The sequence below is a fragment of the Streptomyces liliiviolaceus genome (assembly GCF_018070025.1).
Taxonomy (GTDB): Bacteria; Actinomycetota; Actinomycetes; order Streptomycetales; family Streptomycetaceae; genus Streptomyces; species Streptomyces liliiviolaceus.
The window spans coordinates 8,241,889-8,268,752 of the sequence record NZ_JAGPYQ010000001.1; the positions used below are offsets into that span (position 1 = coordinate 8,241,889).

Genomic DNA, 26,864 nt, shown 5'->3' on the forward strand with positions numbered 1-26,864 from the left:
CGCACCTCATAAAACTCCCCCAAGGAGACGCGGATGCGCCTCAGACGCAGACTCGGTCACAGAGCCATAGCGGGGTTCACCACCCTGCTGCTGCCGTTCGCCGCCCTGGTCGGGCTCGCGAGCCCCGCCTCCGCCGCCACGTCGGCGACCGCCACCTACGCCAAGACCCAGGACTGGGGCACCGGCTTCGAGGGCAAGTGGACCGTCAAGAACACCGGTACCACGGCCCTCAGCTCCTGGACCGTCGAATGGGACTTCCCCTCGGGCACCTCGGTCACCTCCGCCTGGGACGCCGACGTCACCAGCTCGGGCACCCACTGGACCGCCAAGAACAAGTCCTGGAACGGCACCCTCGCACCGGGCGCCTCCCTCTCCTTCGGCTTCAACGGCGCGGGCGCCGGCTCCCCGTCCAACTGCAAGCTCAACGGCGGCAGTTGTGACGGCGGACCGACGGTCCCCGGCGACAGCGCACCCTCCGCCCCGGGCAAGCCGACCGCCTCCGACATCACCAACACCTCGGTGAAGCTGGCCTGGAGCGCGGCCACCGACGACAAGGGCATCAAGAACTACGACGTCCTGCGCGACGGCGCCAAGGTCGCCACGGTGACCGGGACCTCGTACAGCGACACCGGTCTCACCGCCGGCACCGACTACTCGTACACCGTGCAGGCGCGTGACACGGCCGACCAGACCGGTCCGGTCAGCGGCGCGACCGCCGTGCACACCACCGGCGGCACCACCGACCCGCCGCCCACCGGCGACAAGGTCAAGCTCGGCTACTTCACCGAGTGGGGCGTCTACGGGCGCAACTACCACGTGAAGAACCTGGTCAGCTCCGGCTCCGCGTCGAAGATCACGCACATCAACTACGCGTTCGGCAACGTCAAGGGCGGCAAGTGCACCCTCGACGACTCCTATGCGGCCACCGACAAGGCGTACACCGCCGACCAGTCCGTCAGCGGCACCGCCGACACCTGGGACCAGCCGCTGCGCGGCAACTTCAACCAGCTGCGCCAGCTGAAGGCCAAGTACCCGAACATCAAGGTGCTGTGGTCGTTCGGCGGCTGGACCTACTCGGGCGGCTTCGGTGAGGCCGCCGCCAACCCGGCCGCGTTCGCCGCCTCCTGCAAGGCCCTCGTCGAGGACCCGCGCTGGGCCGACGTCTTCGACGGCATCGACATCGACTGGGAGTACCCGAACGCCTGCGGCCTGACCTGCGACACGTCCGGCTTCAGCTCCTTCAAGACCCTCACCCAGGCGCTGCGGACCGAGTTCGGCTCCAACTACCTGGTCACCGCCGCCATCACCGCGGACGGCTCCTCCGGCGGCAAGATCGACGCCGCCGACTACGGCGGCGCCTCGCAGTACCTCGACTGGTACAACGTGATGACGTACGACTACTTCGGCGCCTTCAACGCGCAGGGCCCGACCGCCCCGCACTCGCCGCTGACCTCGTACAGCGGCATCCCGACGGCCGGCTTCAACTCGGCCGACGCCATCGCCAAGCTCAAGAGCAAGGGCGTGGCGTCCAAGAAGCTGCTGCTCGGCATCGGCTTCTACGGACGCGGCTGGACCGGCGTCACCCAGGCCGCCCCCGGCGGTTCGGCGACCGGCGCGGCACCCGGCACGTACGAGGCGGGCATCGAGGACTACAAGATCCTCAAGACCTCCTGCCCCGCCACCGGCACGATCGCCGGCACCGCCTACGCCTACTGCGGCAACAACTGGTGGAGCTACGACACCCCGGCCACCATCGGCTCCAAGATGACCTGGGCCAAGAACCAGGGCCTGGGCGGCGCCTTCTTCTGGGAATTCAGCGGCGACACCACGAACGGCGAACTGGTGACAGCCATCAACAACGGCCTCAACTAACAGCCCCGTAGGGGGCGCGGGAAACTGCGCCCCCCCGTAAGGGCTGCAGGAACTGCAGGCCCCGTAAGGGGCGCGGGGAACTGCGCGACCAGCCACGACGGACCCGCAGACACCCACCGGCCCCCGCGGCGTAAGCCAGAACCGCCCGGGCAGCGAGTGAATGGTTAAGCCACATTCACCCGCTGCCCGGGCGGCGCGGCTTCCAGCCAAGCCAAGAACCCGGTCAGCGCATCCTCGCTCATGGCGAGTTCAAGCCGCGTCCCACGATGGACGCAGGTCAAGATGATCGCGTCGGACAGCAACGCAAGCTCTTCCTCCCCCTCCGGCGCCCGCCGCCCCGCGACCTCGATCGCCGAGCGTTCGAGAACCCGCCGCGGCCGAAGCGCGTACGAGAAGACTCGGAACCACTCGATCCGGTCACCGCTGTAGCGGGCGATGCCGTAGCCCCAGCCCTTGCCGCTCGTGTCGGTCTTCTCCGGGACGTCCCACCGCAGGCTGCAGTCGAAGGTGCCGCCCGAACGCTGGATCACTCTGCGACGCAGGCCGAAGACGAAGAGTCCGAGGGCCACCAGCAGTACTACCGACCCGACCACAGTCAGAGCGAGGACCATCGACACCGACCTCCTCGTCTCCTAGGTAACGGAAAGGAAAAAAGCACCCGCATCGCCTCAGCCGCGACCCGGTCCGGAAAAGCTCCGGTCCTGGCCGCGGCTGAGTCACTTCCTTCTGCGCGCTGGTCTCAGTGCGCAGACACCGCCCGCAGTCGTACGTCCGCACGACGCTCGGCGGACGCGTCGGCGTCCGACTTCGCGCGCTCGAACGCCCGCTCCGCACGCTGGACGTCGATCTCGTCCGACAGCTCGGCGATCTCGGCCAGCAGGGACAGCTTGTTGTCCGCGAAAGAGATGAAACCGCCGTGCACCGCGGCGACGACCGTTCCACCATCACTCGTACGGATGGTCACCGGGCCCGACTCCAGCACACCGAGCAGCGGCTGGTGACCGGGCATGACGCCGATGTCGCCGGACGTGGTACGCGCGACGACCAGGGTGGCCTCGCCGGACCAGACACTGCGGTCCGCGGCGACGAGCTCGACATGCAGCTCAGCAGCCAAGGTGGGCTCCTCGGGTCACCACCCGGCGTTCGCTGCCGGGTGTTGGGTCAAAGTCTAATGGGCGTAGTGAGAGGGGCGGGACCCGCCCCGCGAGGCACGGCCCCGCCCCCCTCACTCAGAACGCGAGGTTCAGGAAACGCCGAGTTCCTTGGCGTTGGCCTTGAGGTCCTCGATGCCACCGCACATGAAGAACGCCTGCTCCGGGAAGTGGTCGTACTCCCCGTCGATGATCGAGTTGAACGCCGAGATCGACTCCTCCAGCGGAACGTCCGACCCGTCCACACCGGTGAACTGCTTGGCGGCGTGGGTGTTCTGGGACAGGAAGCGCTCCACACGACGGGCGCGGTGGACGACGAGCTTGTCCTCCTCGCCCAGTTCGTCGATACCGAGGATCGCGATGATGTCCTGGAGGTCCTTGTACTTCTGCAGGACCGTCTTGACGCGCATGGCGGCGTCGTAGTGGTCCTGCGCGATGTAGCGCGGGTCCAGGATGCGGGACGTGGAGTCCAGCGGGTCCACGGCCGGGTAGATGCCCTTCTCGGAGATCGGACGGGAGAGCACCGTCGTCGCGTCGAGGTGGGCGAACGTGGTGGCCGGGGCCGGGTCGGTCAGGTCGTCCGCGGGGACGTAGATCGCCTGCATCGACGTGATCGAGTGACCACGCGTCGAGGTGATGCGCTCCTGCAGCTGACCCATCTCGTCGGCCAGGTTCGGCTGGTAACCCACCGCGGACGGCATACGGCCGAGCAGGGTGGAGACCTCGGAACCGGCCTGCGTGAAGCGGAAGATGTTGTCGATGAAGAACAGCACGTCCTGCTTCTGCACATCGCGGAAGTACTCCGCCATGGTCAGACCGGCCAGCGCCACGCGCAGACGCGTGCCCGGGGGCTCGTCCATCTGGCCGAAGACGAGAGCGGTCTTGTCGAGAACACCGCTCTCTTCCATCTCCGCGATGAGGTCGTTGCCCTCACGGGTGCGCTCACCGACGCCCGCGAAGACGGAGACGCCCTCGTGGAGGTTGGCGACACGCATGATCATTTCCTGGATCAGCACGGTCTTGCCGACACCGGCACCACCGAACAGACCGATCTTGCCGCCCTTGACGTACGGGGTCAGCAGGTCGACGACCTTCAGGCCCGTCTCGAACATCTCGGTCTTCGACTCAAGCTGGTCGAACGCGGGGGCCTTGCGGTGGATGCTCCACCGGTCGCCGTCGTACGCCTCGTCGGAGTTCAGAACCTCGCCGAGGGTGTTGAACACCTTGCCCTTGGTGAAGTCACCGACCGGGACGGAGATGCCCGTGCCCGTGTCGGTCACCGCGGCCTGGCGGACCAGACCGTCGGTGGGCTGCATGGAGATGGTGCGGACCAGACCGTCACCCAGGTGCTGGGCGACCTCAAGGGTCAGCGTCTTCTTCTCGCCGGCGTTGGCCGGGTCGGCCACCTCGACGTGAAGGGCGTTGTAGATCTCCGGCATGGCGTCGACGGGGAATTCCACGTCGACGACCGGGCCGATGACCCGGGCGACGCGGCCCGTGGCAACGGCCGTCTCAACTGTCGTCGTCATTACCTGTCACTCCCCGCGGTCGCGTCGGCCAGCGCTGCGGTGCCACCGACGATCTCGCTGATTTCCTGGGTGATTTCGGCCTGGCGGGCCGCGTTGGCAAGTCGGGAGAGTGAAGTGATCAGGTCTCCCGCGTTGTCGGTCGCCGACTTCATCGCGCGGCGGGTGGCGGCGTGCTTGGAGGCAGCCGACTGGAGCAGCGCGTTGTAGATACGGCTCTCGACGTACCGCGGCAGAAGGGCGTCCAGGACGTCCTCCGCCGACGGCTCGAAGTCGTAGAGCGGAAGGATCTCGTCCTTGCTGGACGACTCCTCCGCGACCTCTTCGAGGCTGAGCGGCAGCAGACGGCTGTCCACCGCCGTCTGCGTCATCATCGAGACGAACTCGGTGTAGACGATGTGGATCTCGTCCACGCCGCCCTCCGCCGTCTCCTTCTCGATGGCCTCGATCAGCGGAACGGCGACGTTCTTCGCGTCCGCGTACGAGGGCTCGTCGGTGAAGCCCGCCCACGATTCCGAGACCTTGCGCTCACGGAAGTTGTAGTGGGCGAGACCGCGGCGGCCGACGATGTACGTGTCGACCTCCTTGCCCTCGGCCACCAGACGGGCGGTCAGCTGCTCCGCCGCCTTGATGGCGTTGGAGTTGAAGGCGCCGGCCAGCCCGCGGTCGCTCGTGAGGAGCAGCACCGCGGCACGGGTGGCCGTCTCGGCCTCCGTGGTCAGCGGGTGCTTGGTGTTCGAACCGGTCCCGACCGCCGTGACCGCGCGGGTGAGCTCGGTCGCGTACGGCGTGGAGGCCCGTACCTTGCGCTGCGCCTTGACGACACGCGAGGCGGCGATCATCTCCATCGCCTTGGTGATCTTCTTGGTCGCGGTGACGGATTTGATGCGACGCTTGTAGACCCGGAGCTGGGCTCCCATGAGTCAGGTCCCTTCCGTCGTCACTTGCCCGCAGCGGCAGGGGTGTCCTCGCCGAGCAGCTTGCCGTCCGACGTCTCGAACTGCTTCTTGAAGTCCGCGATCGCGTCGGCGATGGCCTGCAGGGTGTCGTCCGACATCTTGCCGCCCTCCTTGATGGAGGTCATGAGGCCCTGCTCTTTGCGGTGCAGGTACTCAAGCAGCTCCTTCTCGAAGCGGCGGATGTCGGCGACCGGGACCTCGTCCATCTTGCCGGTGGTGCCCGCCCACACGGAGACGACCTGGTCCTCGGTGGCCATCGGCTGGTACTGAGCCTGCTTGAGCAGCTCGACCATCCGCTGACCGCGGTCCAGCTGCGACTTCGACGCGGCGTCCAGGTCGGAACCGAAGGCGGCGAACGCCTCCAGCTCACGGAACTGGGCGAGGTCCACGCGCAGTCGGCCGGAGACCTGCTTCATCGCCTTGTGCTGCGCGGAACCACCGACTCGGGAGACGGAGATACCGACGTTCAGCGCGGGGCGCTGACCGGCGTTGAAGAGGTCCGACTCCAGGAAGCACTGGCCGTCGGTGATGGAGATGACGTTGGTCGGGATGAACGCCGAGACGTCGTTGGCCTTCGTCTCGACGATCGGCAGACCGGTCATCGAGCCCGCGCCCAGCTCGTCCGAGAGCTTCGCGCAGCGCTCAAGGAGACGGGAGTGCAGGTAGAAGACGTCACCGGGGTAGGCCTCGCGCCCCGGCGGACGGCGGAGCAGCAGGGACACGGCGCGGTAGGCGTCGGCCTGCTTCGAGAGGTCGTCGAAGATGATGAGGACGTGCTTGCCCTCGTACATCCACTGCTGGCCGATGGCCGAGCCGGTGTACGGCGCCAGGTACTTGAAGCCGGCCGGGTCGGACGCCGGGGCGGCGACAATGGTCGTGTACTCCAGCGCGCCGGCCTCTTCGAGGGCGCCACGCACGGAGGCGATGGTCGAGCCCTTCTGACCGATGGCGACGTAGACGCAGCGGACCTGCTTCTTCGGGTCGCCGGTGCGCCAGTTGTCACGCTGGTTGATGATCGTGTCGACGGCCAGCGCGGTCTTGCCGGTCTGACGGTCGCCGATGACCAGCTGACGCTGGCCACGGCCGATCGGGGTCATGGCGTCGACGGCCTTGTAGCCGGTCTCCATCGGCTCGTGGACCGACTTACGGGCCATGACGCCCGGTGCCTGCAGTTCGAGCGCGCGGCGTCCGGACGTCTCGATCTCGCCGAGACCGTCGATCGGGGCGCCGAGCGGGTCGACAACGCGGCCGAGGTAGCCCTCGCCGACGGCCACGGACAGGACCTCGCCGGTACGCGTGACCGGCTGTCCCTCCTCGATACCGCTGAACTCACCGAGGACGACCGCACCGATCTCGCGCTCTTCCAGGTTCAGCGCGAGACCGAGGGTGCCGTTCTCGAACTTCAGCAGTTCGTTGGCCATGGCCGAGGGCAGGCCCTCGACCTTCGCGATGCCGTCGCCGGCAAGGGTGACCGTACCGACCTCCTCGCGCGAGGCCGCGTCCGGCTTGTACGACTGGACAAAGTTCTCCAGCGCGTCCCGGATCTCCTCCGGCCGGATCGTGAGCTCCGCCATCTGGGTTCCCTGCTCTCCTTGTTGGGCCCGAAGTTTTCTTGGGGGGTCTGGGGCTTTTTCCCTCAGCGGCTGCGCCGCGGGCCCCCAGGAATCCTCTGCACGGCCCAACCAGGGCCGTAAGTACTGCGGTGTGCTGACTGCGGTGTACTGAACTTCCGGGTACTTCTGGTGTACGCGTATTGAATTGCCGCTAGCTCGCCATGCGGCGGCTGACTGCTTCCAGCCGGTCCGCGACGGAGCCGTTGATGATCTCGTCTCCGACCTGCACCCGGATCCCGCCGAGGACCTCGGGGTCCACGTCCAGGTTCAGGTGCATGGGGTGGCCGTAGAGCTTCGCGAGGGCGGCGCCGAGGCGCTGCTTCTGCACGTCGCTCAGCGGAACCGCCGAGGTGACGACGGCGACCATGCGGCTTCGGCGGTCGGCCGCGAGCTTGGACAGGGATTCGAGTCCCGACTCCAGGCTACGTCCCCGGGGCGCGGTCACAAGGCGCGTGACCAGCCGCTCGGTGACGGCGTCGGCCCGGCCGCCGAGCAGGCTGCGCAGCAGCTCGCCCTTGGCCGCGGCGGTGGCGCCACGGTCGGTGAGCGCGGCACGCAGCCCGGTGTCCGAGGCGACGATCCGGCCGAACCGGAACAGCTCGTCCTCGACGTCGTCGAGCCTGCCCAGCCGCTGCGCCGCCGTGAGGTCGGCGGTGTCGGCCAGCTCCTCGACGGAGTCGACCAGGTCGCGCGAGCGCGACCAGCGGGAGCGCACCAGACCGGCCACCAGGTCGGCGGTGGTGCCGCTGACCTGGCCGCTGAGGAGACGCCCGGCCAGCGCGGCCTTGGCCTCGCCGTCCTGCGCGGGGTCGGTGAGGACCCGGCGCAGGGACACCTCACGGTCGAGCAGCGCGGTGACGGAGGCCAGCTCGTCGGCGAGCTGCGCCGCGTCGACGGACGTGGAGTCCGTCAGCGCGTCGAGACGCTCACGTGCGGTGGCCAGCGCGTCGCGGCTCGCTCCGTTCATCGCGTGGCCTCGGCCTTCGAAGCGGTCTCGTCGAGACCGTCGAGGAACCGGTCGATCGTGCGGCTCTGCCGGGCGTGGTCCTCAAGGGACTCGCCGACGAGCTTGCCGGCCAGTTCGGTGGCCAGCTGGCCCACGTCCTGGCGCAGCGCGGACGCGGCGGCCTTGCGGTCGGCGGCGAGCTGCGAGTGACCGGCGGCGATGATTTCCTCACGCTGCCGCTGGCCTTCCGCGCGCATCTCGGCGATGAGCGTGGCACCCTGCTCCTGCGCCTCCTGGCGCAGACGCGCGGCCTCGTGCCGGGCCTCGGCGAGCTGGGCCTTGTACTGCTCCAGCACGCTCTGGGCTTCGGTCTGAGCGGCCTCGGCCTTCTCGATACCGCCCTCGATGGCCTCGCGGCGCTGCTCCAGAACCTTGTTGATGTTCGGGAGCAGCTTCTTGGCGAGGAAGCCGAAGACGATGACGAAGGCGATCAGGCCGATGACCAGCTCGGGGATCGGCGGGATGAGGGGATTTTCCATCTCCTCGGCCGCGACAGTGAGCAGCTGGCTCATATCAGTGCCTTTCGTCTAGTGGGCGGTCTGTCGTGAATCCGACGTCAGACGCCGTAGACGAACGGCATGACCAGACCGATGAGGGCGAGCGCCTCACAGAAGGCGAAGCCGAGAATCTGGTTGGCACGGATCAGGCCGGCAGCCTCGGGCTGACGGGCAAGGGCCTGGGTGCCGTTACCGAAGATGATGCCGACGCCGACGCCGGGGCCGATCGCGGCAAGGCCGTAGCCGATGGAGCCGAGGGAGCCGGAGACAGCGGCGAGGGTCTCAGTGGCAGCCATGCTGATTCTTCCTTCTCTGTACGGACCGGCGGGGGTTGACCACCGGACGTTTAGGGGGTTTGACGGGGGTGACTCAGTGGTGCTCGGCGAGCGCGCCCTGGATGAAGGTGCAGGTCAGAAGCACGAAGACATAAGCCTGCAGGGCCTGGATGAACAGCTCGAACGCCGTCATGACGATCACCATGATGAACGAGACGCCCGCGTAGGCGATCCCGATGCCGTTGAGCAGGTACCAGCTGGCGATCGTGAACAGCAGCAGCAGGGTGTGGCCCGCGAACATGTTCGCGAAGAGTCGCACCGCGTGCGTGAACGGCCGGACGATCAGGTTCGAGAGGAGCTCGATGCCCATGGCCAGCGGAAGAACCGGGCCCAGCGACTTGTCGTAGCCGGAGAAGTTCTTGAACGCACCGACGAAGCCGTGCCGCTTGAAGGTCAGCGAGACCCACAGGACGTACACGATCCCGGCGAGGACCGCGGGGTACGAGATGATCGACGTGACCGGGAACTGGGCGACCGGGACGATCGACCAGATGTTCATCATCCAGATGAAGAAGAACAGCGAGACGACCAGCGGTACGTACTTCTCGCCCTCCTTCTTTCCGATCGTCTCGTAGACGACGCCGCGCCGGACGAAGTCGTATCCGGCCTCGGCGACCATCTGCAGCTTGCCCGGGACGACCTTCGGCTTGCGGAAGGCGGCCCAGAAGAAGCCGATGACGATGACGGAGCCGAGCAGCGCCAGGAGCATCGTCTTGTTGAAATAGACGCTGCTGTCCGCATCGCCCACGAGGGGCTCGAACAGGAACGAGTGCAGGCCGGGGGCCGGGAATCCACAGCCGTCGAAGATGTGGCAGTCGGTCTCGAAGGCGAGCACCTGCGTCGGGTCAGCACTCACCGCGGGCTCCTTCAGCGTGGCGCATAGGTACGGCAACCTCGTTGTGTCGGCGCGGCGCGCAGCCGCGGTTCGGCACTGGACTGGTGTAACGGATGTGAGGGCGGCTGGGGGGCATCAAGCCTCGCGATTGAGCAGGCGTCAGCTCAGATGCCCGCGCCCGCGATGCCGCAGTTGGCACCGGACGATAGCAGGGTCTTCCACGAGCACTTATCCCGGCCCTACCCCTCACGACGAGTGCCCTGTCTTTTCGGGCCTGTCGCCCTTCGAGGACTCGGGTTCGACGTAGAGGATCTTGGCTTTCATCTGGGCACGCGCCTGCGCGCCGATCCACGCGAGCGTGGCGGCGACGATCGAGATCGCGAAGGCCTTCGGGTTGAACAGCGTCGTGTTCTTGAACGCGGCGACGAAGATGAACAGCAGAAGAATCTGTGCCGTGTAGAGCATCAGACCCATCGCCTGGAACAGGTGCGGAAGCGATTTGGCGGTGCGCTGCAGGACGTACAGCCCGACACCCATGAAAAGGATCACGACCAGCGTCGCCACGACCGCCCCGACCGCCCCCTTGCCCCCCGCGACCACACCACTGACGACGGCGGCGATCGCGCCGACGGCAGCCGTGGGCACAGCGGCCTGGAGAAGGATCCGGACGTCATTGGAGGGCATGGCGGCAACTCCGCTTTGCTCAAGGGGGCAGGTGTCGTCATGGACGAGCGTAGTCCCGGACAGCGAGAGAACCTCACCGCCGGTGAACCGTCGTATCGCGGTCCTTCGGCTCTGTCCTGGGTTCTCGTGAACCGTATCACAAACTATTTGATGAGGTCTTTACCTGGTTGGTGTGCTCGGTGTCACACATGAGGGTGAACATGCACGTCTGTGCAGTCGAGCGACCAACTTGTCTGGTATTGGGGCGCTTTCGGAGAGCCGCCCATCGGACGGCTCTTGCGAAACTCTTACCCGGCGTCAGCGCGACGTCCCGGCCCCTCGCTCGTCCAGCAGACGCGAACGGGCGCCGACGGCGGTCGCCCCGTTGACTCCTGAGACACCGACAGCGACCGGAGTACGGCGTTCCCCGTCCTGCTCCCCGTCCTCGTCCCCGCCGTGCGCGAGGTCCTCGCCGGCCTCGTCGTACGCGACCGCGGGGCCGCCCTCCGCGGGCACGTCCACGGCCTTGCGGCGGCGGTAGCGCGGCGGCACGAACTGCTCGGCCCAGCGCGGGGCACGCGGCGTGAACCGCGGCAGCAGGAGCAGCAGCAGGCCCACCGCGCTGAGCGCCATGATGCCGAGCACGATCCACATGGCGCCCGAGTTCACCGAGTAGGCGAGGGCTCCGAAGGCGATCAGCGCCGACCAGAAGTACATGATGAGCACGGCCCGGCTGTGCGAGTGCCCGATCTCCAGCAGCCGGTGGTGCAGGTGCCCGCGGTCGGCGGCGAACGGGGACTGGCCCCGCCAGGTGCGCCGCACGATGGCGAGCACCAGGTCGGCCGCCGGCACGGCGATGATCGTCAGCGGCAGCAGCAGCGGGATGTAGACGGGCACCGTCTGGTGCACGGCCTCCTTCTCGGACCCCGCGAACAGGTTCATCGCGTCCGGGTCGACCTGCCCGGTGATGGAGATGGCGCCGGCCGCCAGCACGAGCCCGATGAGCATCGAGCCCGAGTCGCCCATGAAGATCCGCGCGGGGTGCATGTTGTGCGGCAGGAAACCGAGACACATGCCCATCAGCAGCGCGGAGAAGAGCGTGGCGGGGGCGGCGGACTCCAGCCCGTACCCGTACCAGATGCGGTAGCCGTACATGAAGAACGCGGCGGCGGCGATGCAGACCATGCCCGCGGCGAGGCCGTCGAGGCCGTCGGCGAAGTTCACGGCGTTGATGGTGATCACGACGAGCGCGACCGTCAGCAGAGTGCCCTGCCACTGGGTCAGCGAGACCGAGCCGACACCGGGGATGGGCAGCCACAGGATCGTCAGACCCTGCATGACCATGACGCCCGCGGCGATCATCTGGGCGCCCAGCTTGATGAGCGCGTCGATCTCGAACTTGTCGTCCAGGACGCCGATCAGCCAGATCAGGGCGGCGCCGGACAGCAGGGCCCGCGGCTCGTTGGAGTTCTCGAAGACCACGCTGAGGTTCGTCAGATGGTCCGCGACCAGCAGGCCCGCGCACAGTCCGAAGAACATCGCGATGCCGCCGAGGCGCGGGGTGGGTTCTCGGTGCACGTCACGTGCCCGGATCTCCGGCATCGCTCCGGCCACGATCGCGAACTTCCGCACCGGCCCGGTCAGCAGGTACGTCACCGCGGCCGTGATGCAGAGCGTCAGGAGGTATTCACGCACGGGCATTCCCCACAGGTCTCGCTGGCCATCTCAGCCCCACACCATAGCTTCGCGCGCATACGGTTGAGGACTTCCGGGTAGAGCCGATGGTTGCACGAGTGGCTGTCACTCCAAGCCCACCCACCCCACGCTAGCCGGGATAAGGGGGAAATCTCCCGGTCAGGTCCCGCACTTCTTCACGTACGTGCCGGCCTGCGGACTCGTCCCGCAGCGCCGTGCCGAACAGCACCGCGACGCGGGCCATCTCCGCCTCGCCCATGCCCTGGGTGGTGACGGCGGCCGTGCCCAGGCGCAGCCCCCGTACGTCGGGACGGGGCAGCGCGCAGGTGTCGAGGACCATTCCGGCGGCGGCGAGACGGCCGCGGGCGGTACGGCCGTCGACGCCGAGCGGCGCCGGGTCGACGGTCAGCAGATGGGTGTCGGTGCCGCCGGTGACGACCGCGAGCCCCTCGGCGGCCAGGCACTGCGCCAGCACCCGCGCGTTCGCGACCACCTGATGGGCGTACGCCGTGAACGCCGGTGTTGCCGCCTCGCCGAACGCGACGGCCTTCGCGGCGACGGTGTGCATCTGCGCGCCGCCCTGCGTGAAGGGGAAGACGGCCCGGTCGACCCGGTCGGCCAGTCCGCTCCCGCACAGCAGCATCCCGCCGCGCGGCCCCCGCAGCACCTTGTGCGTGGTCGCGCACACGACGTCCGCGTACGGGACCGGGCTGGGCGCCGCTCCCCCGGCGACGAGGCCGATGGGGTGGGCGGCGTCGGCGATGAGATACGCGCCGACCTCGTCCGCCACCTCGCGGAAGGCCGCGTAGTCGATGTGCCGGGGGTAGGAGATGGATCCGCACACGATGGCCTTCGGCCGGTGGGTGCGGGCCAGCGCCCGGACCTGCTCGTGGTCGATGAGCCCGCTCTCCGGGTCGACGCCGTAGCCGACGAAGTCGAACCAGCGGCCCGAGAAGTTCGCGGGCGACCCGTGCGTGAGGTGCCCGCCGTGCGGCAGGCCCATGGCGAGGACGGTGTCCCCGGGACGCAGCAGGGCGGCGTACGCGGCCAGCACGGCCGAACTCCCGGAGTGGGACTGCACGTTGGCGTGTTCGGCGCCGAAGAGGGCCGTGGCGCGCTGTACGGCGATCCGCTCGGCGACGTCGACCAGCTCGCAGCCGCCGTGGTGCCGGGCGCCGGGGTATCCCTCGGCGTACTTGTTGGCGAGCGGCGAGCCCAGCGCGGCCAGCACGGCGGGCGAGGTGAAGTTCTCGGCGGCGATCAGCTGCAGCGTCGTGGTCTGCCGCGTCAGCTCCGCGAGGAGGATCTCGGCCAGCTCCGGATCCTGCCGGCCCAGCACATCGACGGACGGCGGGCCTTCGAGCGTGTGTGTGACCGGCATGGCTGACTCCGGACCTCGGCGGGGGGATCGCTATGTCCAATGTAGGACCGAGTCCCCTGCCGCGCCCGGCGTTACGCCCGAGCACCCCCACACACCGCCCTAGCGGCCCGCCACACTCACGCCCGCGCAGGCGCCCCCGTCAGCGCCGTGACCACCGGGTCCAGCGCTTGGTTGATCTCGTCGCCCACCGAGCGGAAGAACGGGAGGGGGGCGCCGTACGGGTCGTAGACCTCGTCGGCTTCCGCCGTGGGGGCCAGGAGCCACCCGCGTAGAGCCGCCGCGGCGCGGACCAGGGCACGGGCGCGTTCGACCATGCCGTCGTCCAGCGGGGGCAGGGTGGCCGGGTCTATGGCACGGACCAGGCGGGTGAACTCCTTCAGGGTGAAGGTGCGCAGGCCCGCCGAGTGGCCCATGGAGATGACCTGGGCGCGGTGGTCACGGGTCGCGGTGAGGACCAGGTCCGCCCGGATGACGTGCTCGTCCAGCAGTTCGCGGCCCACGAAGCCGGAGGCGTCCGCGCCGAAGTCCGCGAGGACCGCCTCCGCGTTGGCCTCCATGGGCGCGCCCTCGTGCCCCCAGGTACCGGCGCTCTCCACGATCAGGCCGCCCCACAGGGGGTCGCCGAGCCGGTCCGCCAGGGCATGACGGGTCAGCCGCTCGGTGATCGGCGAGCGGCACACGTTGCCGGTGCTGACGTGGAGGATGCGAAAAGAGGAGTCGCCCGAGGCCCCGTCGCCGTAAGCCCCCGTGTACCCCGTCCCCGTACCTATGCCACGCCCCGCGTCAGGGGCTGTCAATTCGCCACCTCAAGGTCGGGTACGACCTTTCGCAGCTCCTCGGCCGACAGCGCGCCGGCCCGCAGCAGCACCGGCACCTTGCCCGTCACGTCGACGATCGACGACGGGACGATGCCGGGGGTGGGACCGCCGTCCAGGTACACGGAGACGGAGTCGCCGAGCATCTCCTGCGCGGCGTCGCAGTCCTCGGGGGACGGATGTCCGGTGAGGTTGGCGGACGAGACGGCCATCGGGCCGGTCTCGGTCAGCAGCTCGATGGCGACCGGATGCAGCGGCATGCGCACGGCGACGGTCCCACGGGTGTCCCCGAGGTCCCACTGCAGGGACGGCTGGTGCTTGGCGACCAGGGTCAGCGCGCCCGGCCAGAAGGCGTCGACGAGCTCCCAGGCCATCTCGGAGAAGTCCGTGACCAGGCCGTGCAGCGTGTTCGGGGAGCCGATGAGGACGGGCGTGGGCATGTTCCGGCCGCGTCCCTTGGCCTCCAGCAGGTCCGCCACGGCCTCCGAGCTGAACGCGTCGGCGCCGACCCCGTACACGGTGTCGGTCGGCAGCACGACGAGCTCGCCCCGGCGCACGGCGGACGCGGCCTCGCGCAGACCCGTCGAGCGGTCGGTCGCGTCGTTGGTGTCGTATCGCCGTGCCATCAGCAAGCCTCCTCGCACACGCGGACCCCGGTGGCCGCGCACTTAACGGTTTCCACGTCGTCCGCACGGGACATCGCCGTGGTCATGGCGTCGCCCTGCGGGCGGTCGCGAACCGCGGCCGGTTGTTGAGGTCCGGGTGGTCGGCCGCGTCGGCCCAGCCCCGCTCCTCGGTGAAGATCCACGGCACCTGACCGCCCTGGGTGTCGGCGTGCTCGACGACGACGACACCGCCGGGCCGCAGCAGCCGGTGCGCGGTGCGCTCCAGACCGCGGATCAGGTCGAGGCCGTCCTCCCCCGAGAACAGGGAGAGTTCGGGATCGTAGTCCCGGGCCTCCGGAGCGACGTACTCCCATTCCGTGAGCGGGATGTACGGCGGGTTGGTGATGACGAGGTCGGCCTGGCCGTCGAGGTCGGGGAAGGCGTCCAGGGCGTTGCCCTGGCGCAGGTCGACCCTGGACCCCTCGACGTTCTTGCGGGTCCACCGCAGGGCGTCCTCGGACAGCTCCACGGCGTGTACGCGCGAGCGCGGCACCTCCTGTGCGAGGGCGAGCGCGATGGCGCCCGAACCGGTGCACAGGTCCACGATCAGCGGCTCCACGACGTCCATCGCGCGGACGGCGTCTATGGCCCAGCCGACCACGGACTCGGTCTCGGGCCGGGGCACGAACACGCCCGGCCCGACCTGGAGTTCCAGATAGCGGAAGTAGGCCCGCCCGGTGATGTGCTGGAGCGGCTCGCGGGCCTCGCGGCGCGCGATCACCTCCCAGTACCGGGCGTCGAAGTCCGCGTCCTTCACGGTGTGCAGCTCGCCCCGCTTCACACCGTGCACGAACGCGGCGAGCTCCTCGGCGTCGTTGCGCGGCGAGGGCACGCCGGCGTCGGCCAGCCGCTGGGTGGCCTGGGCCACTTCCGCGAGCAGCAGGTTCACGCGTCCTCCGGGCTGAGCTGTTGTCCGTCGTGCGGATGTGTACTGCGACTGTCCACTGCGGCCGTGCGGGTACGCGTCCTAGGCCGCGGCGAGCTTGGCCGCCGAGTCGGCGTCCACGCAGGCCTGGATCATCGCGTCGAGGTCACCGTCGAGGACCTGGTCCAAGTTGTACGCCTTGAAGCCGACGCGGTGGTCCGAGATGCGGTTCTCCGGGAAGTTGTACGTACGGATCTTCTCGGAGCGGTCCACGGTACGGACCTGGCTGCGGCGGGCGTCGGCGGCGTTGCGCTCCGCCTCCTCCTGGGCCGCGGCGAGGAGCCTGGAGCGCAGGATACGCATCGCCTGCTCCTTGTTCTGCAGCTGGCTCTTCTCGTTCTGGCAGGAGGCGACGACTCCGGTGGGAATGTGCGTGATGCGCACCGCGGAGTCGGTCGTGTTGACGGACTGGCCGCCGGGTCCGGAGGAGCGGTAGACGTCGATCCGCAGGTCGTTCGCGTGGATCTCGACGTCGACCTCCTCCGCCTCGGGCGTGACCAGCACACCGGCGGCGGAGGTGTGGATACGGCCCTGCGACTCGGTCGAGGGCACCCGCTGCACGCGGTGCACCCCGCCCTCGTACTTCATCCGCGCCCAGACGCCCTGGCCGGGCTCGGTGGCGCCGTTGCCGCCCTTGGTCTTCACCGCGACCTGGACGTCCTTGTAGCCGCCCAGCTCGGACTCGGTGGAGTCGATGATCTCGGTCTTCCAGCCGACGCGCTCCGCGTACCGCAGGTACATGCGCAGCAGGTCGCCGGCGAACAGGGCCGACTCGTCGCCGCCCGCGCCCGCCTTGATCTCCAGGATGACGTCCTTGTCGTCGCTGGGGTCGCGCGGGACCAGCAGCAGCCGGAGCTTCTCGGTGAGCTCCTCGCGCTGCTTCTCCAGGTCCTTGACCTCGGCGGCGAAGTCGGGGTCGTCGGCGGCGAACTCCTTGGCCGTCTCGATGTCGTCCCCGGACCGCTTCCAGGAGCGGTACGTCGCGATGATCGGGGTCAGCTCGGCGTAGCGCTTGTTGAGCTTGCGCGCGTTGGCCTGATCGGCGTGGACCGACGGGTCAGCGAGCTTCTTCTCAAGATCGGCGTGCTCGCCGATGAGTTCCTCGACCGCCTCGAACATCTCCGGCTCCAATGGACTGCCCCCGGCACCGTCACGGGTTCGGGGACGTAGGTACGGCATGGGGGTTCGTATGGGGGTTCCCTGCTCGATCGAACCGCTCGATCGATCTGCTCGATCGCGTTCGAGAGCGAGGGGTGGGGCTGCACCGCAAAGCGCCGGTCCCGGCGCCCCCGGACGGAGGCACCGAAGACCGGCGCTGTGAGCTCGCTACTTCGAGTCGGCCGCGGCCTTGGCCTTGCCGAAGCGGGCCTCGAAGCGGGCCACACGGCCACCGGTGTCGAGGATCTTCTGCTTGCCCGTGTAGAACGGGTGGCACTCGGAGCAGACCTCGGCGCGGACAGTGCCGCTGGAGATCGTGCTGCGGGTGGTGAACGACGCGCCACAGGTGCAGCTGACCTGCGTCTCGACGTACTCGGGGTGGATGTCGCGCTTCAAGGTGTCTCCTAGTTTCGGGAGGGCGCCGGGTCGCTGCCGCGGATTGCGGGGGCGTGAACCGGGGCCGACTGTCCAGTCTGCCAGGACTGGTGCCATCTCCCCAAACCGGGGGATGGCCGGGGGTATTCCCCAGGGCCCCTGCGGGGGTGCCGGGAGCTCGCCGCGGGCGGGTGCGGGACCGTCGTGGCTGGGCGCGCAGTTCCCCGCGCCCCTTGCGGGGCCGGGGCGGAGCACGATCAATTACTGGACGACGCCCTTGGCATCGCCGCTCGCCGTCCCCTCCGTCGCCGACTTCGGGATCGCGCGGTCGTTCTTCAGCGCGTCCCAGACCGCCGCGGCCTTGTCCTCCTCGACGAGGACACGGTTGCCGTCAGCAGGGTCGTACTGGACCGGCAGCGTGACCATGTTCATCTTCGACGAGCTGATCCCCTTGAGCCCGTTGGCGAAGGACGCCAGATCCTTGACCGAGGCCAGGTCGGAGTCCGTAGTCACCGTCTTCGTCGCGGTGTCGGCGAGGTCGTACAGCTTCTTCGGGCTGGTCAGTACGCCGACGCTCTTGACCTGCTCGACCAGCGCCTTGATGAACGCCTGCTGGAGCTGGATCCGGCCGAGGTCGGAGCCGTCGCCCACCCCGTGCCGTGTACGCACCAGGCCGAGCGACTGCTCGCCGGTCAGCCGGTGCGTGCCGGCCTTGAGGTCGAGGTGGCTCTCCTTGTCGCTGATGTCCTTGGTCGTGGTGACCTCGACACCGCCGAGTTCGTCGATCAGCTTCTGGAAGCCGCTGAAGTCGACCTCGACGTAGTGGTCCATGCGGATACCGGTCATCGACTCGACGGTCTTGACCGCGCAGGCGGCGCCGCCCGTCGAGTACGCCGAGTTGAACATGGCCAGCGACGCGGCGTCGTGCTCGACGCCCTCGCTGTCGGTGCACGCGGGCCTGGGGACGAGCGTGTCGCGCGGTATGGAGACCACGCTGGCCTTCTTGTGGCCCTCGTAGACGTGCACGACCATCGCGGTGTCCGAGCGGGCGCTGCCGTCGTCGGTGCCGCCGCCCAGGTCCTTGTTGGTGCCGGAACGCGTGTCGGAGCCGAGTACGAGGATGTCCTGCGAGCCGTTGTCGACGTCCAGGGGCCGGTCGGTGCCGAGTGCCTGGTCGATGTCGACGCTCTTGATGTTGTCGTTCAGGTTGAAGTACACGTACCCCAGACCCGTACCGCCCAGAACGAAGACACCCGCTGCGGACCAGGCCGCGATGACGAGCGCCTTATGACGCGCGCTCCGCGGTTTACGTCGATGGCCGGATTTAGGTGTGCTCTCGGCAGGCATGTGCTCCTCAGTTCTCGCTGGTCGGCTCGATTACCCCCTGCGGTCAGGGTCAGGCGTGGTCATGTGCCGTGACGTCTCTGTCAGGACCCGTCTGTTCAGACGTTGAAACCGAAAAAAGGGTTGCACGACGCACTGTGACCGTACTGTGCGAACACGGACACATCGGGTGACCGATGGTGCGGGCCGCGGGCGGCTCACCTGCGCTTACGTGGGCGGACGCACCGGTTCCGCGCCACCGTGCCGACCATCACATCTGTGGCGAAGGTCTCCGGAAGTGCACGACGGTGCACACCAGTGCACGACGGGGACACAACGCGCAGGGCCGCCCCCGAGGTGACGGGGACGGCCCTGTGCGGTACCGGCTGCGCCGGCTGCGACCTCAGTCGTTGCCGTTGCCCGGCATCGGCGTCGTCTTCTGGATCTGCAGCAGGAACTCGGCGTTCGACTTCGTCTGCTTCATCTTGTCGAGCAGCAGCTCGATCGCCTGCTGCTGGTCGAGCGCGTGCAGCACGCGACGCAGCTTCCAGGTGATGGCGAGCTCGTCGCTGCCGAGCAGGATCTCTTCCTTACGCGTACCGGACGCGTCGACGTCCACCGCCGGGAAGATGCGCTTGTCGGCGAGCTTGCGGTCGAGCTTCAGCTCCGCGTTGCCCGTGCCCTTGAACTCCTCGAAGATGACCTCGTCCATGCGCGAGCCGGTGTCGACCAGCGCGGTGGCCAGGATCGTCAGCGAACCGCCGTCCTCGATGTTGCGCGCGGCACCGAAGAAGCGCTTCGGCGGGTACAGCGCGGTCGAGTCGACACCACCGGACAGGATGCGGCCGGAGGCCGGGGCGGCGAGGTTGTACGCACGGCCCAGACGCGTGATCGAGTCGAGCAGCACGACGACGTCGTGGCCCAGCTCCACCAGACGCTTGGCACGCTCGATGGCGAGCTCGGCGACCGTGGTGTGGTCCTCGGCGGGACGGTCGAAGGTCGAGGAGATGACCTCGCCCTTCACCGACCGCTGCATGTCGGTGACCTCTTCCGGACGCTCGTCGACCAGGACGACCATCAGGTGGCACTCGGGGTTGTTGACGGTGATCGCGTTGGCGATCGCCTGCAGGATCATGGTCTTGCCGGTCTTCGGCGGGGCCACGATCAGACCGCGCTGGCCCTTTCCGATGGGCGCGACGAGGTCGATGATGCGGGTCGTCAGCACACCCGGGTCGGTCTCCAGACGGAGCCGGTCCTGCGGGTAGAGCGGCGTCAGCTTGTTGAACTCCGGGCGTCCGCGCCCCGATTCGGGCGCCATGCCGTTCTGCGAGTCCAGGCGGACGAGCGCGTTGAACTTCTCGCGGCGCTCGCCGTCCTTGGGCTGCCGGACGGCGCCGGTGACGTGGTCGCCCTTGCGCAGACCGTTCTTGCGGACCTGGGCCAGCGAGACGTACACGTCGTTCGGACCGGGAAGGTAGCCCGACGTACGGATGAACGCGTAGTTGTCGAGGATGTCCAGGATGCCCGCGACGGGGATCAGGACGTCGTCGTCGGCGACCTGCGGCTCGTTCGGCCCGAACTCGTCGCGGCCACGGCGGCCACGGCGGTCGCGGTAACGGCCCCGGCGGCCGCGGCGGCCACCCTCGAAGTCGTCGTCGTCCTGCGGGCCGTTGTCACGCTGACGGTCCTGGCGGTCCTGACGGCCGCCGCCCTGCTGACGGTCCTGCCGGTCCTGGCGCTGCTGGTTGCCGCCGCCCTGGCCCTGACCGCCCTGGTTGCCCTGTCCGCCCTGCTGCTCGTCGCCCTTGCCACCACGGCGGTCGCGGTCGCGGCCCCCGCGGTCACGGTCGCCGCGCTCACCGCGGTCGCCGCGGTCACGACGGTCGCGGCGGCCCTGACGGCCGTCGGTCCCGCCGTCCGAGCCGTCGCCCTTGGCCTCGCCCTGGGACTGCGCGGACTCCTCGGTCCTGCCCTCGGTCTTCGCCTCGGCGGTGATCGTCTCGGGGCTGCCCGCCTCCGAGGTGGCACGACGCCGGCGGCGCTCGGCCGGAGCGTCGTCCCCACCGCGCTCGCCGCCCTCGCTCGCCCGCGCGGGGCCGCCGGCCGGCTGGCCGGGGATCTCGATCTGCTGCTGGGCCACGGCCTTCTCGGCCTTGGCCTCCGCCTTCTTCTCGGCGGGAGAGACGGCCTCGTCCCCCGTACGAGCCTTCGAGGTGGCCCTGCGCTTGGGCTTCGTCTCGGTGGCGTCCCCGGCGGAGGACGCGGTCTTGGCCGCAGCACCCCCGCCGCCCTGCGCCTCCTTGATGACCTCGATCAGCTGGCTCTTGCGCATCCGCGCGGTGCCCCTGATGCCGAGGCCGGATGCGACCTGCTGCAGCTCGGCCAGCACCATGCCCTCAAGGCCGGTACCGCGGCGCCGACGGGAGCCGGCACCGGTGGCAGGCGCGGAGGCGTCCGTGGCGGGCGCGGCAGCGGTCTCCTCGACACGTGCGCCCATCAGATCGGTGGTGTCGCTCACGAAGGGTCCTTCCCTGGAGCGGACGTCGGCCTGTCTGGCTCGGCGACCGGTTGTGCTGTCCGACAGTGGTCCGTCATGTGTGGACCGTGCCGGGGCGGTGGTCCGCCCAAAGGCGGAGGGAATTTCTGGGATGACGTTTCCCGGGGCCGCGGACTTGAGGTTCTGTGTCCATCGGCTCGTTCACGCCGGTTCCGGAGCGTACTCAGCACCGCTCAGCGCCTAGCACCCAATGCATGGCACAAAGCGATTTGGGGGGCTCCCGGAAGAATGATTGTCCCGGACGGGGACGTGAAGCACCTCGCCATGGTGGGGTCGGGTGCAGACTTGAGGTTAACACTACCGGATCCAACAAACATTCCCCCTCTCGAAATCCGGCAACCGAGTGTCACGGAGCAAGCGGCAGCACGCTCGCTCCCGTGGCGTCGAGGCCCAGCCGGTTGGCCGCCCAGCCCTCTCCCGCCAGTTGTGCGACCTTGTCGGCCGCGGCCTCGTCGGCGAGCGCGAGCACGGTGGGCCCGGCACCCGAGATGACCGCGGGGATCCCGTCCGCCCGCAGCCGCTCCACCAGCGCGGCGCTCTCCGGCATGGCCGGCGCGCGGTACTCCTGGTGCAGTCGGTCCTCGGTGGCGGGCAGCAGCAGCTCGGGGCGCCTGGTGAGGGCCTCGACGAGCAGTGCGGCGCGGCCCGCGTTGGTGGCGGCGTCGACGTGCGGGACGGTACGCGGAAGGAGTCCGCGGGCGGTCTCCGTCAGTACGGCCTTGCCGGGTACGAAAACCACCGGAACGATGGAATCGGCGGGTTCCATCCTGATGGCGCGCGCCGCCCCGTTCTCCAGCCAGGACAAGGTGAATCCGCCGAGCAGACAGGCCGCGACGTTGTCGGGGTGACCCTCGATCTCGGTGGCGAGCTCCAGGAGCGCGGTGTCGTCGAGCTTGCTGTCGCCGCCTATGGTCACCGCGCGTGCGGCGACGATGCCGGCGCAGATCGCGGCGGACGAGGAGCCGAGGCCGCGGCCGTGCGGGATGCGGTTGGCGCAGACGATCTCAAGACCGCGGGGCTGTCCGCCCAGCAGGTCGAAGGCGGTGCGCAGGGACCGTACGAGGAGGTGGCGCTCGTCGCGCGGCAGCGTCTCGCTGCCCTCACCCGCGATGTCGATGTGCAGGCCGGAATCGGCCACGCGGACGACCACGTCGTCGTACAGCCCCAGTGACAGGCCGAGGGCGTCGAAGCCCGGGCCGAGGTTGGCACTGGTGGCGGGGACGCGCACCCGGACGGCGGCGGCGCGGAACGCTGGACCGGCCATCGCTCGATGACTCTCCTTGAGCTTGAGCTGCGAGATTTTCGAAATCCTGCGAGACGTACGGAGAATGCGGAAGACCCGGAGGCCGCAGGGGCGGCGCGGCACCGCGGCATATGCGGCGGGCGGGTTCGGTACAGCTTATCGAAGGAAGGTTCAGTGGCGACATAGGGCGCACAGGAGGCGCACGATGCGTGTCGTAAGCCCGCATGTGCACCCCCTGCCGGATGCCTCTTCCCGTGCCCCGTCGGGCACGTGTGCCGGGTGGTGCGGCTACGCCAGGCCCAGGCGCTCGGCGGCCGTGGCGGCGTCGACCGGGACCGTGACGGGCTGCGGGGCGCCCGCGACGGCCCAGTCGGGGTCCTTGAGGCCGTTTCCGGTCACCGTGCAGACGATGCGCTGTCCCGGGTCGACCTTGCCCTGCTCGGCGGCCTTGAGCAGACCGGCGACGGAAGCCGCGGAGGCCGGCTCGACGAAAACGCCCTCCTGCGCGGCCAACAGCCGGTAGGCGCGCAGGATCTCACGGTCCGTCACCTCGTCGATGAAGCCGCCCGACTCGTCCCGCGCGGCGAGCGCGTACTGCCACGAGGCCGGGTTGCCGATGCGGATCGCGGTGGCGATCGTCGAGGGGTCCTTGACGACCTCGCCGCGCACGATGGGCGCGGACCCGGACGCCTGGAAGCCCCACATGCGCGGCGTCCGCGCGGCGACCTTGTCGGCGGCGTACTCGGTGTACCCCTTCCAGTACGCGGTGATGTTGCCCGCGTTGCCCACCGGGAGGACATGGATGTCCGGGGCGTCGCCGAGCATGTCCACGATCTCGAACGCCGCGGTCTTCTGCCCCTCGATCCGCACCGGGTTCACCGAATTGACCAGCGCCACCGGGTAGTTGTCGGAGAGGTTGCGCGCCAGGGTGAGGCAGTCGTCGAAGTTGCCGTCGACCTGGAGGATCTTCGCGCCGTGCACGAGGGCCTGGCCCATCTTGCCGAGCGCGATCTTGCCCTGCGGCACGAGGACGGCGCAGACCATCCCGGCGCGTACGGCGTAGGCGGCCGCGGAGGCAGACGTGTTGCCCGTGGAGGCACAGATGACGGCCTTCGCGCCTTCCTCCTTGGCCCGGGTGATGGCCATGGTCATGCCGCGGTCCTTGAAGGACCCGGTGGGGTTGGCACCCTCGACCTTGAGGTGGACCTCGCAGCCCGTGCGCTCGGAGAGCACCTGCGCAGGCACGAGCGGTGTACCGCCCTCACGCAGCGAGACGACCTGCGTGGTGTCGGACACCGGCAGCCGGTCCCGGTACTCCTCGATGATTCCGCGCCACTGGTGGGTCATTGCTCGTTACTCTCCTTCAACCCGCATGATGCTGGCGACACCACGCACGGTGTCGAGGTTGCGCAGCGCCTCCACGGTCCCGGTGAGGGACGCGTCGGACGCGCGATGGGTGACGACCACGAGGGAGGCATCGCCGCCTCCGTCCTGCCGCCCCTGCTGGCGAACCGTATCGATCGACACGCCGTGTTCGGCGAACACGGTCGCCACCTGGGCGAGAACGCCCGGTTTGTCGGCCACATCGAGGCTGATGTGGTAGCGGGTCACGACCTCGCCCATGGGCGACACCGGCAGCTGGGTGTACGCCGAGTCGCCGGGCCCGGTCGCGCCGCTGAGCTTGTTGCGACAGACGGCGACGAGGTCCCCGAGGACGGCGGACGCGGTCGGCGCGCCTCCGGCTCCCGGCCCGTAGAACATGAGCTGCCCGGCGGCGTCGGACTCGACGAACACGGCGTTGTAGGCGCCGCGCACGGAGGCCAGCGGGTGGGTCAGCGGGATCATGGCGGGGTGCACCCGCGCGGTGACCGATCCCCCGTCGGCGGCCCGCTCGCAGATGGCGAGCAGCTTGATGGTGCAGCCCATCGCCTTCGCGGAGGCGAAGTCGGCGGCGGTGACCTCGATCATGCCCTCGCGGTACACGTCGTCGAGGCGTACGCGCGTGTGGAAGGCGATCCCGGCGAGGATGGCGGCCTTGGCGGCGGCGTCGAAGCCCTCGACGTCGGCGGTGGGGTCGGCTTCCGCGAACCCGAGGGCGGTGGCCTCGTCGAGTGCTTCCTGGTAGCCGGCGCCCGTCGAGTCCATCTTGTCGAGGATGAAGTTGGTGGTGCCGTTGACGATGCCCAGCACGCGGTTGACCTTGTCGCCGGCGAGGGACTCGCGCAGCGGCCGGATCAGCGGGATGGCGCCGGCGACGGCGGCCTCGTAGTAGAGGTCCGCGTCGTGGTCGTCGGCCGCCGCGTGCAGCGCGGCGCCGTCCTGCGCGAGGAGCGCCTTGTTGGCGGAGACCACGGACGCGCCGTGCTCGAAGGCGGTGGTGATGAGGGAGCGGGCCGGTTCGATACCGCCGATGACCTCGACGACCACGTCGATGTCACCCCGTTTGACCAGGGCGGTCGCGTCGGTGGTGACCAGGGCGGGGTCGATGCCCTCGCGCACCTTGGAGGGCCGGCGCACGGCCACACCGGCCAGTTCGACGGGGGCTCCGATGCGCGCGGCGAGGTCGTCGGCGTGCGTCGTCATGATGCGCGCCACCTCTGAGCCGACTACCCCACAGCCCAGCAGCGCCACCTTCAGCGGACGCGTACGCATCATCCGACCTCGTTTCCTCATACCGTCACGGTGGGACCAGTCTCACTCACCGGACGGGGGTTTCTACCCTTCGTCCGGATCGTGAGATGTCGATTTCATTTACGCGAGGCCGGAAAACAGGAGATCTTCCGTCCTGGCACGTCCGTCCATGTCAGCAGACATGGAGCCGGCAGACACCCGGGTCGGCCGACATCGGTCAGCCGACATCGGTCAGCCGACATCGAGGCGAAGAAGGTCCTCCTCGGTCTCGCGGCGGACGATGACCCTGGCCTCGCCGTCGCGGACCGCGACGACGGGCGGACGCAGGGCGTGGTTGTAGTTGCTCGCCATCGAGCGGCAGTACGCGCCGGTCGCCGGCACCGCGATGAGATCGCCGGGCGCGAGGTCGGACGGCAGGAAAGCGTCCTTCACCACGATGTCCCCGCTCTCGCAGTGCTTGCCGACCACGCGGACGAGCATGGGCTCGGCATCGCTCGTACGGGAGACGAGGGCGACGCTGTACTCGGCGTCGTACAACGCGGTACGGATGTTGTCGGACATGCCGCCGTCGACGGAGACGTACGTACGCAGTCCTTCGAGGGGCTTGACGGTGCCGACCTCGTACAGGGTGAAGGCGGTCGGTCCGACGATGGCGCGTCCGGGCTCGACGGAGATCCGGGGAGTCCGCAGCTTCGCGGCCTCGCACTCCCGGGTCACGATCTCGCCGAGGGCCTTGGCGATCTCATGGGGCTCGCGGGGGTCGTCGTCGCTGGTGTAGGCGATGCCGAGGCCGCCGCCGAGGTCGATCTCGGGCAGTTCGACACCGTGCTCGTCGCGGACCTGGGCGAGCAGGGAGACGACACGGCGGGCGGCCACCTCGAAACCGGCCATGTCGAAGATCTGCGACCCGATGTGGGAGTGGATGCCGATCAGTTCGAGGCCGTCGAGGGTGAGCGCACGCCGTACGGCCTCGGCGGCCTGTCCGTCCGCGAGCGCGATCCCGAACTTCTGGTCCTCGTGCGCGGTGGCGATGAACTCGTGCGTGTGGGCCTCGACGCCGACGGTGACGCGGATCTGCACGCGCTGCCGCTTGCCGAGGCTCTGCGCGATGTGCGCGACCCGCACGATCTCCTGGAAGGAGTCGAGGACGATACGCCCGACGCCGACCTCGATGGCCTTGGTGATCTCCGCCACGGACTTGTTGTTGCCGTGGAAGGCGATGCGGTCGGCGGGCATCCCGGCGGAGAGGGCGGTGGTCAGCTCGCCCCCGGAGCACACGTCGAGATTGAGCCCCTCCTCGTGCAGCCAGCGCACGACGGCACGCGAGAGGAACGCCTTCCCCGCGTAGAACACGTCGGCGTCGTGCCCGAAGGCGGTGCGCCAGGCGCGTGCCCGTGCCCGGAAGTCGGTCTCGTCGACGAAGTAGGCGGGCGTGCCGAACTCCTCGGCGAGCGAGGCCACATCGATCCCGCCGACGCTGACCGAACCGCTCGCGGTACGCGTCACGGTCTGCGCCCAGACCTTGGGGTCGAGGACGTTGAGGTCGGCCGCCGGGGCGGTGTAGTGCCCCTCGGGCAGGACATCGGCGTGGCGGGGCCCGGCGGGGTGTGCGGATCGGCTCATGTCTTTTGGGCTTCCT

The 26,864-nt window shown here is 69.1% G+C and carries 24 protein-coding genes; 1 reads left to right on the forward strand and 23 read right to left on the reverse strand.

The features are described from left to right. The first annotated feature begins 33 nt into the window (after positions 1-33). Positions 34-1,872 carry a glycoside hydrolase family 18 chitinase gene (locus tag J8N05_RS34895; protein WP_210889786.1) on the forward strand — a complete coding sequence of 613 codons (1,839 nt, stop codon included), beginning with the start codon at positions 34-36 and terminating at the stop codon, positions 1,870-1,872. 164 nt (positions 1,873-2,036) lie between these two features. Here J8N05_RS34895 and J8N05_RS34900 read toward each other — a convergent pair whose 3' ends face one another. From J8N05_RS34900 to lysA, 23 genes are all read right to left on the reverse strand, one after another. After that, positions 2,037-2,483, reverse strand: coding sequence for a DUF2550 domain-containing protein (locus tag J8N05_RS34900; protein WP_189773465.1), 447 nt, complete (start codon positions 2,481-2,483; stop codon positions 2,037-2,039). A 128-nt stretch (positions 2,484-2,611) separates the two neighbouring features. Continuing rightward, positions 2,612-2,986 carry a F0F1 ATP synthase subunit epsilon gene (locus J8N05_RS34905; protein WP_107021294.1) on the reverse strand — a complete coding sequence of 125 codons (375 nt, stop codon included), beginning with the start codon at positions 2,984-2,986 and terminating at the stop codon, positions 2,612-2,614. Between the two features lie 129 nt (positions 2,987-3,115). Further along, on the reverse strand, positions 3,116-4,552 hold the full coding sequence (atpD, locus tag J8N05_RS34910; protein WP_210889787.1) for a F0F1 ATP synthase subunit beta: 1,437 nt from the start codon (positions 4,550-4,552) through the stop codon (positions 3,116-3,118). Then, a complete protein-coding gene (locus J8N05_RS34915) occupies positions 4,552-5,469 on the reverse strand; it encodes a F0F1 ATP synthase subunit gamma (RefSeq protein WP_107021296.1) in 918 nt (305 codons plus the stop codon). Before J8N05_RS34915 ends, atpD begins: the two co-directional genes overlap by 1 nt. Positions 5,470-5,489: 20 nt before the next feature. Continuing rightward, positions 5,490-7,082, reverse strand: coding sequence for a F0F1 ATP synthase subunit alpha (gene atpA / locus J8N05_RS34920; RefSeq protein ID WP_107021297.1), 1,593 nt, complete (start codon positions 7,080-7,082; stop codon positions 5,490-5,492). Positions 7,083-7,272: 190 nt separating this feature from the next. Next, complete coding sequence (locus J8N05_RS34925) at positions 7,273-8,088, reverse strand: F0F1 ATP synthase subunit delta (RefSeq protein WP_210889788.1); 816 nt, start codon at positions 8,086-8,088, stop codon at positions 7,273-7,275. Continuing rightward, positions 8,085-8,639 carry a F0F1 ATP synthase subunit B gene (locus J8N05_RS34930; RefSeq protein WP_107021299.1) on the reverse strand — a complete coding sequence of 185 codons (555 nt, stop codon included), beginning with the start codon at positions 8,637-8,639 and terminating at the stop codon, positions 8,085-8,087. Before J8N05_RS34930 ends, J8N05_RS34925 begins: the two co-directional genes overlap by 4 nt. 44 nt (positions 8,640-8,683) lie before the next feature. Further along, a complete protein-coding gene (locus J8N05_RS34935) occupies positions 8,684-8,920 on the reverse strand; it encodes an ATP synthase subunit c family protein (protein ID WP_067273352.1) in 237 nt (78 codons plus the stop codon). 73 nt (positions 8,921-8,993) lie between these two features. Then, positions 8,994-9,815 carry a F0F1 ATP synthase subunit A gene (atpB, locus tag J8N05_RS34940; RefSeq protein WP_210889789.1) on the reverse strand — a complete coding sequence of 274 codons (822 nt, stop codon included), beginning with the start codon at positions 9,813-9,815 and terminating at the stop codon, positions 8,994-8,996. 225 nt (positions 9,816-10,040) lie between these two features. After that, positions 10,041-10,478 (reverse strand): hypothetical protein, encoded by a 438-nt coding sequence (locus J8N05_RS34945; RefSeq protein ID WP_210889790.1) that lies wholly within the window; start codon positions 10,476-10,478, stop codon positions 10,041-10,043. A gap of 297 nt (positions 10,479-10,775) precedes the next feature. Beyond that, positions 10,776-12,152, reverse strand: a complete 1,377-nt coding sequence (locus tag J8N05_RS34950; RefSeq protein WP_210889791.1) for an MraY family glycosyltransferase — start codon at positions 12,150-12,152, stop codon at positions 10,776-10,778. Positions 12,153-12,282: 130 nt separating this feature from the next. Continuing rightward, positions 12,283-13,533, reverse strand: a complete 1,251-nt coding sequence (locus J8N05_RS34955; RefSeq protein WP_210889792.1) for a serine hydroxymethyltransferase — start codon at positions 13,531-13,533, stop codon at positions 12,283-12,285. Between the two features lie 116 nt (positions 13,534-13,649). Beyond that, on the reverse strand, positions 13,650-14,330 hold the full coding sequence (locus J8N05_RS34960) for an arsenate reductase/protein-tyrosine-phosphatase family protein (protein WP_383934841.1): 681 nt from the start codon (positions 14,328-14,330) through the stop codon (positions 13,650-13,652). Next, positions 14,327-14,974 carry an L-threonylcarbamoyladenylate synthase gene (locus tag J8N05_RS34965; RefSeq protein WP_107021303.1) on the reverse strand — a complete coding sequence of 216 codons (648 nt, stop codon included), beginning with the start codon at positions 14,972-14,974 and terminating at the stop codon, positions 14,327-14,329. The genes J8N05_RS34960 and J8N05_RS34965 overlap by 4 nt, the downstream gene beginning before the upstream one ends. 82 nt (positions 14,975-15,056) lie before the next feature. Beyond that, positions 15,057-15,902, reverse strand: a complete 846-nt coding sequence (prmC, locus tag J8N05_RS34970; RefSeq protein ID WP_210889793.1) for a peptide chain release factor N(5)-glutamine methyltransferase — start codon at positions 15,900-15,902, stop codon at positions 15,057-15,059. Between the two features lie 78 nt (positions 15,903-15,980). Continuing rightward, positions 15,981-17,057, reverse strand: a complete 1,077-nt coding sequence (prfA, locus tag J8N05_RS34975) for a peptide chain release factor 1 (protein WP_210889794.1) — start codon at positions 17,055-17,057, stop codon at positions 15,981-15,983. Between the two features lie 207 nt (positions 17,058-17,264). Continuing rightward, positions 17,265-17,492: a 50S ribosomal protein L31 gene (gene rpmE, locus J8N05_RS34980; protein ID WP_189837654.1), complete on the reverse strand. Its 228-nt coding sequence runs from the start codon at positions 17,490-17,492 to the stop codon at positions 17,265-17,267. Between the two features lie 240 nt (positions 17,493-17,732). Further along, positions 17,733-18,818, reverse strand: a complete 1,086-nt coding sequence (locus J8N05_RS34985) for an LCP family protein (protein WP_210889795.1) — start codon at positions 18,816-18,818, stop codon at positions 17,733-17,735. Between the two features lie 379 nt (positions 18,819-19,197). Further along, entirely contained in the window at positions 19,198-21,312 is a 2,115-nt protein-coding gene (rho, locus tag J8N05_RS34990; protein WP_210889796.1) for a transcription termination factor Rho, read from the reverse strand. A 385-nt stretch (positions 21,313-21,697) separates the two neighbouring features. Beyond that, complete coding sequence (gene thrB / locus J8N05_RS34995; RefSeq protein ID WP_107021308.1) at positions 21,698-22,615, reverse strand: homoserine kinase; 918 nt, start codon at positions 22,613-22,615, stop codon at positions 21,698-21,700. A 267-nt stretch (positions 22,616-22,882) separates the two neighbouring features. After that, complete coding sequence (gene thrC / locus J8N05_RS35000; protein ID WP_210889797.1) at positions 22,883-23,941, reverse strand: threonine synthase; 1,059 nt, start codon at positions 23,939-23,941, stop codon at positions 22,883-22,885. Positions 23,942-23,947: 6 nt separating this feature from the next. Beyond that, the gene (locus tag J8N05_RS35005; RefSeq protein WP_210890578.1) at positions 23,948-25,246 is read right to left on the reverse strand and encodes a homoserine dehydrogenase; all 1,299 of its coding nucleotides are present in this window, start codon (positions 25,244-25,246) and stop codon (positions 23,948-23,950) included. Positions 25,247-25,456: 210 nt separating this feature from the next. Further along, positions 25,457-26,848: a diaminopimelate decarboxylase gene (gene lysA, locus J8N05_RS35010; RefSeq protein WP_210889798.1), complete on the reverse strand. Its 1,392-nt coding sequence runs from the start codon at positions 26,846-26,848 to the stop codon at positions 25,457-25,459. Between the last annotated feature and the right edge of the window lie 16 nt (positions 26,849-26,864).

Coding starts and splice junctions, on each gene's coding strand:
- J8N05_RS34895 (WP_210889786.1), top strand. CDS start 34: ATGCGCCTCAGACGCAGACTCGGTCACAGAGCCATAGCGGGGTTCACC.
- J8N05_RS34900 (WP_189773465.1), bottom strand. CDS start 2,483: ATGGTCCTCGCTCTGACTGTGGTCGGGTCGGTAGTACTGCTGGTGGCC.
- atpD (WP_210889787.1), bottom strand. CDS start 4,552: ATGACGACGACAGTTGAGACGGCCGTTGCCACGGGCCGCGTCGCCCGG.
- J8N05_RS34915 (WP_107021296.1), bottom strand. CDS start 5,469: ATGGGAGCCCAGCTCCGGGTCTACAAGCGTCGCATCAAATCCGTCACC.
- atpA (WP_107021297.1), bottom strand. CDS start 7,082: ATGGCGGAGCTCACGATCCGGCCGGAGGAGATCCGGGACGCGCTGGAG.
- J8N05_RS34925 (WP_210889788.1), bottom strand. CDS start 8,088: ATGAACGGAGCGAGCCGCGACGCGCTGGCCACCGCACGTGAGCGTCTC.
- J8N05_RS34930 (WP_107021299.1), bottom strand. CDS start 8,639: ATGAGCCAGCTGCTCACTGTCGCGGCCGAGGAGATGGAAAATCCCCTC.
- J8N05_RS34935 (WP_067273352.1), bottom strand. CDS start 8,920: ATGGCTGCCACTGAGACCCTCGCCGCTGTCTCCGGCTCCCTCGGCTCC.
- J8N05_RS34945 (WP_210889790.1), bottom strand. CDS start 10,478: ATGCCCTCCAATGACGTCCGGATCCTTCTCCAGGCCGCTGTGCCCACG.
- J8N05_RS34955 (WP_210889792.1), bottom strand. CDS start 13,533: ATGCCGGTCACACACACGCTCGAAGGCCCGCCGTCCGTCGATGTGCTG.
- J8N05_RS34965 (WP_107021303.1), bottom strand. CDS start 14,974: ATGGCACGGCGATACGACACCAACGACGCGACCGACCGCTCGACGGGT.
- prfA (WP_210889794.1), bottom strand. CDS start 17,057: ATGTTCGAGGCGGTCGAGGAACTCATCGGCGAGCACGCCGATCTTGAG.
- J8N05_RS34985 (WP_210889795.1), bottom strand. CDS start 18,818: ATGCCTGCCGAGAGCACACCTAAATCCGGCCATCGACGTAAACCGCGG.
- thrB (WP_107021308.1), bottom strand. CDS start 22,615: ATGGCCGGTCCAGCGTTCCGCGCCGCCGCCGTCCGGGTGCGCGTCCCC.
- thrC (WP_210889797.1), bottom strand. CDS start 23,941: ATGACCCACCAGTGGCGCGGAATCATCGAGGAGTACCGGGACCGGCTG.
- J8N05_RS35005 (WP_210890578.1), bottom strand. CDS start 25,246: ATGCGTACGCGTCCGCTGAAGGTGGCGCTGCTGGGCTGTGGGGTAGTC.
- lysA (WP_210889798.1), bottom strand. CDS start 26,848: ATGAGCCGATCCGCACACCCCGCCGGGCCCCGCCACGCCGATGTCCTG.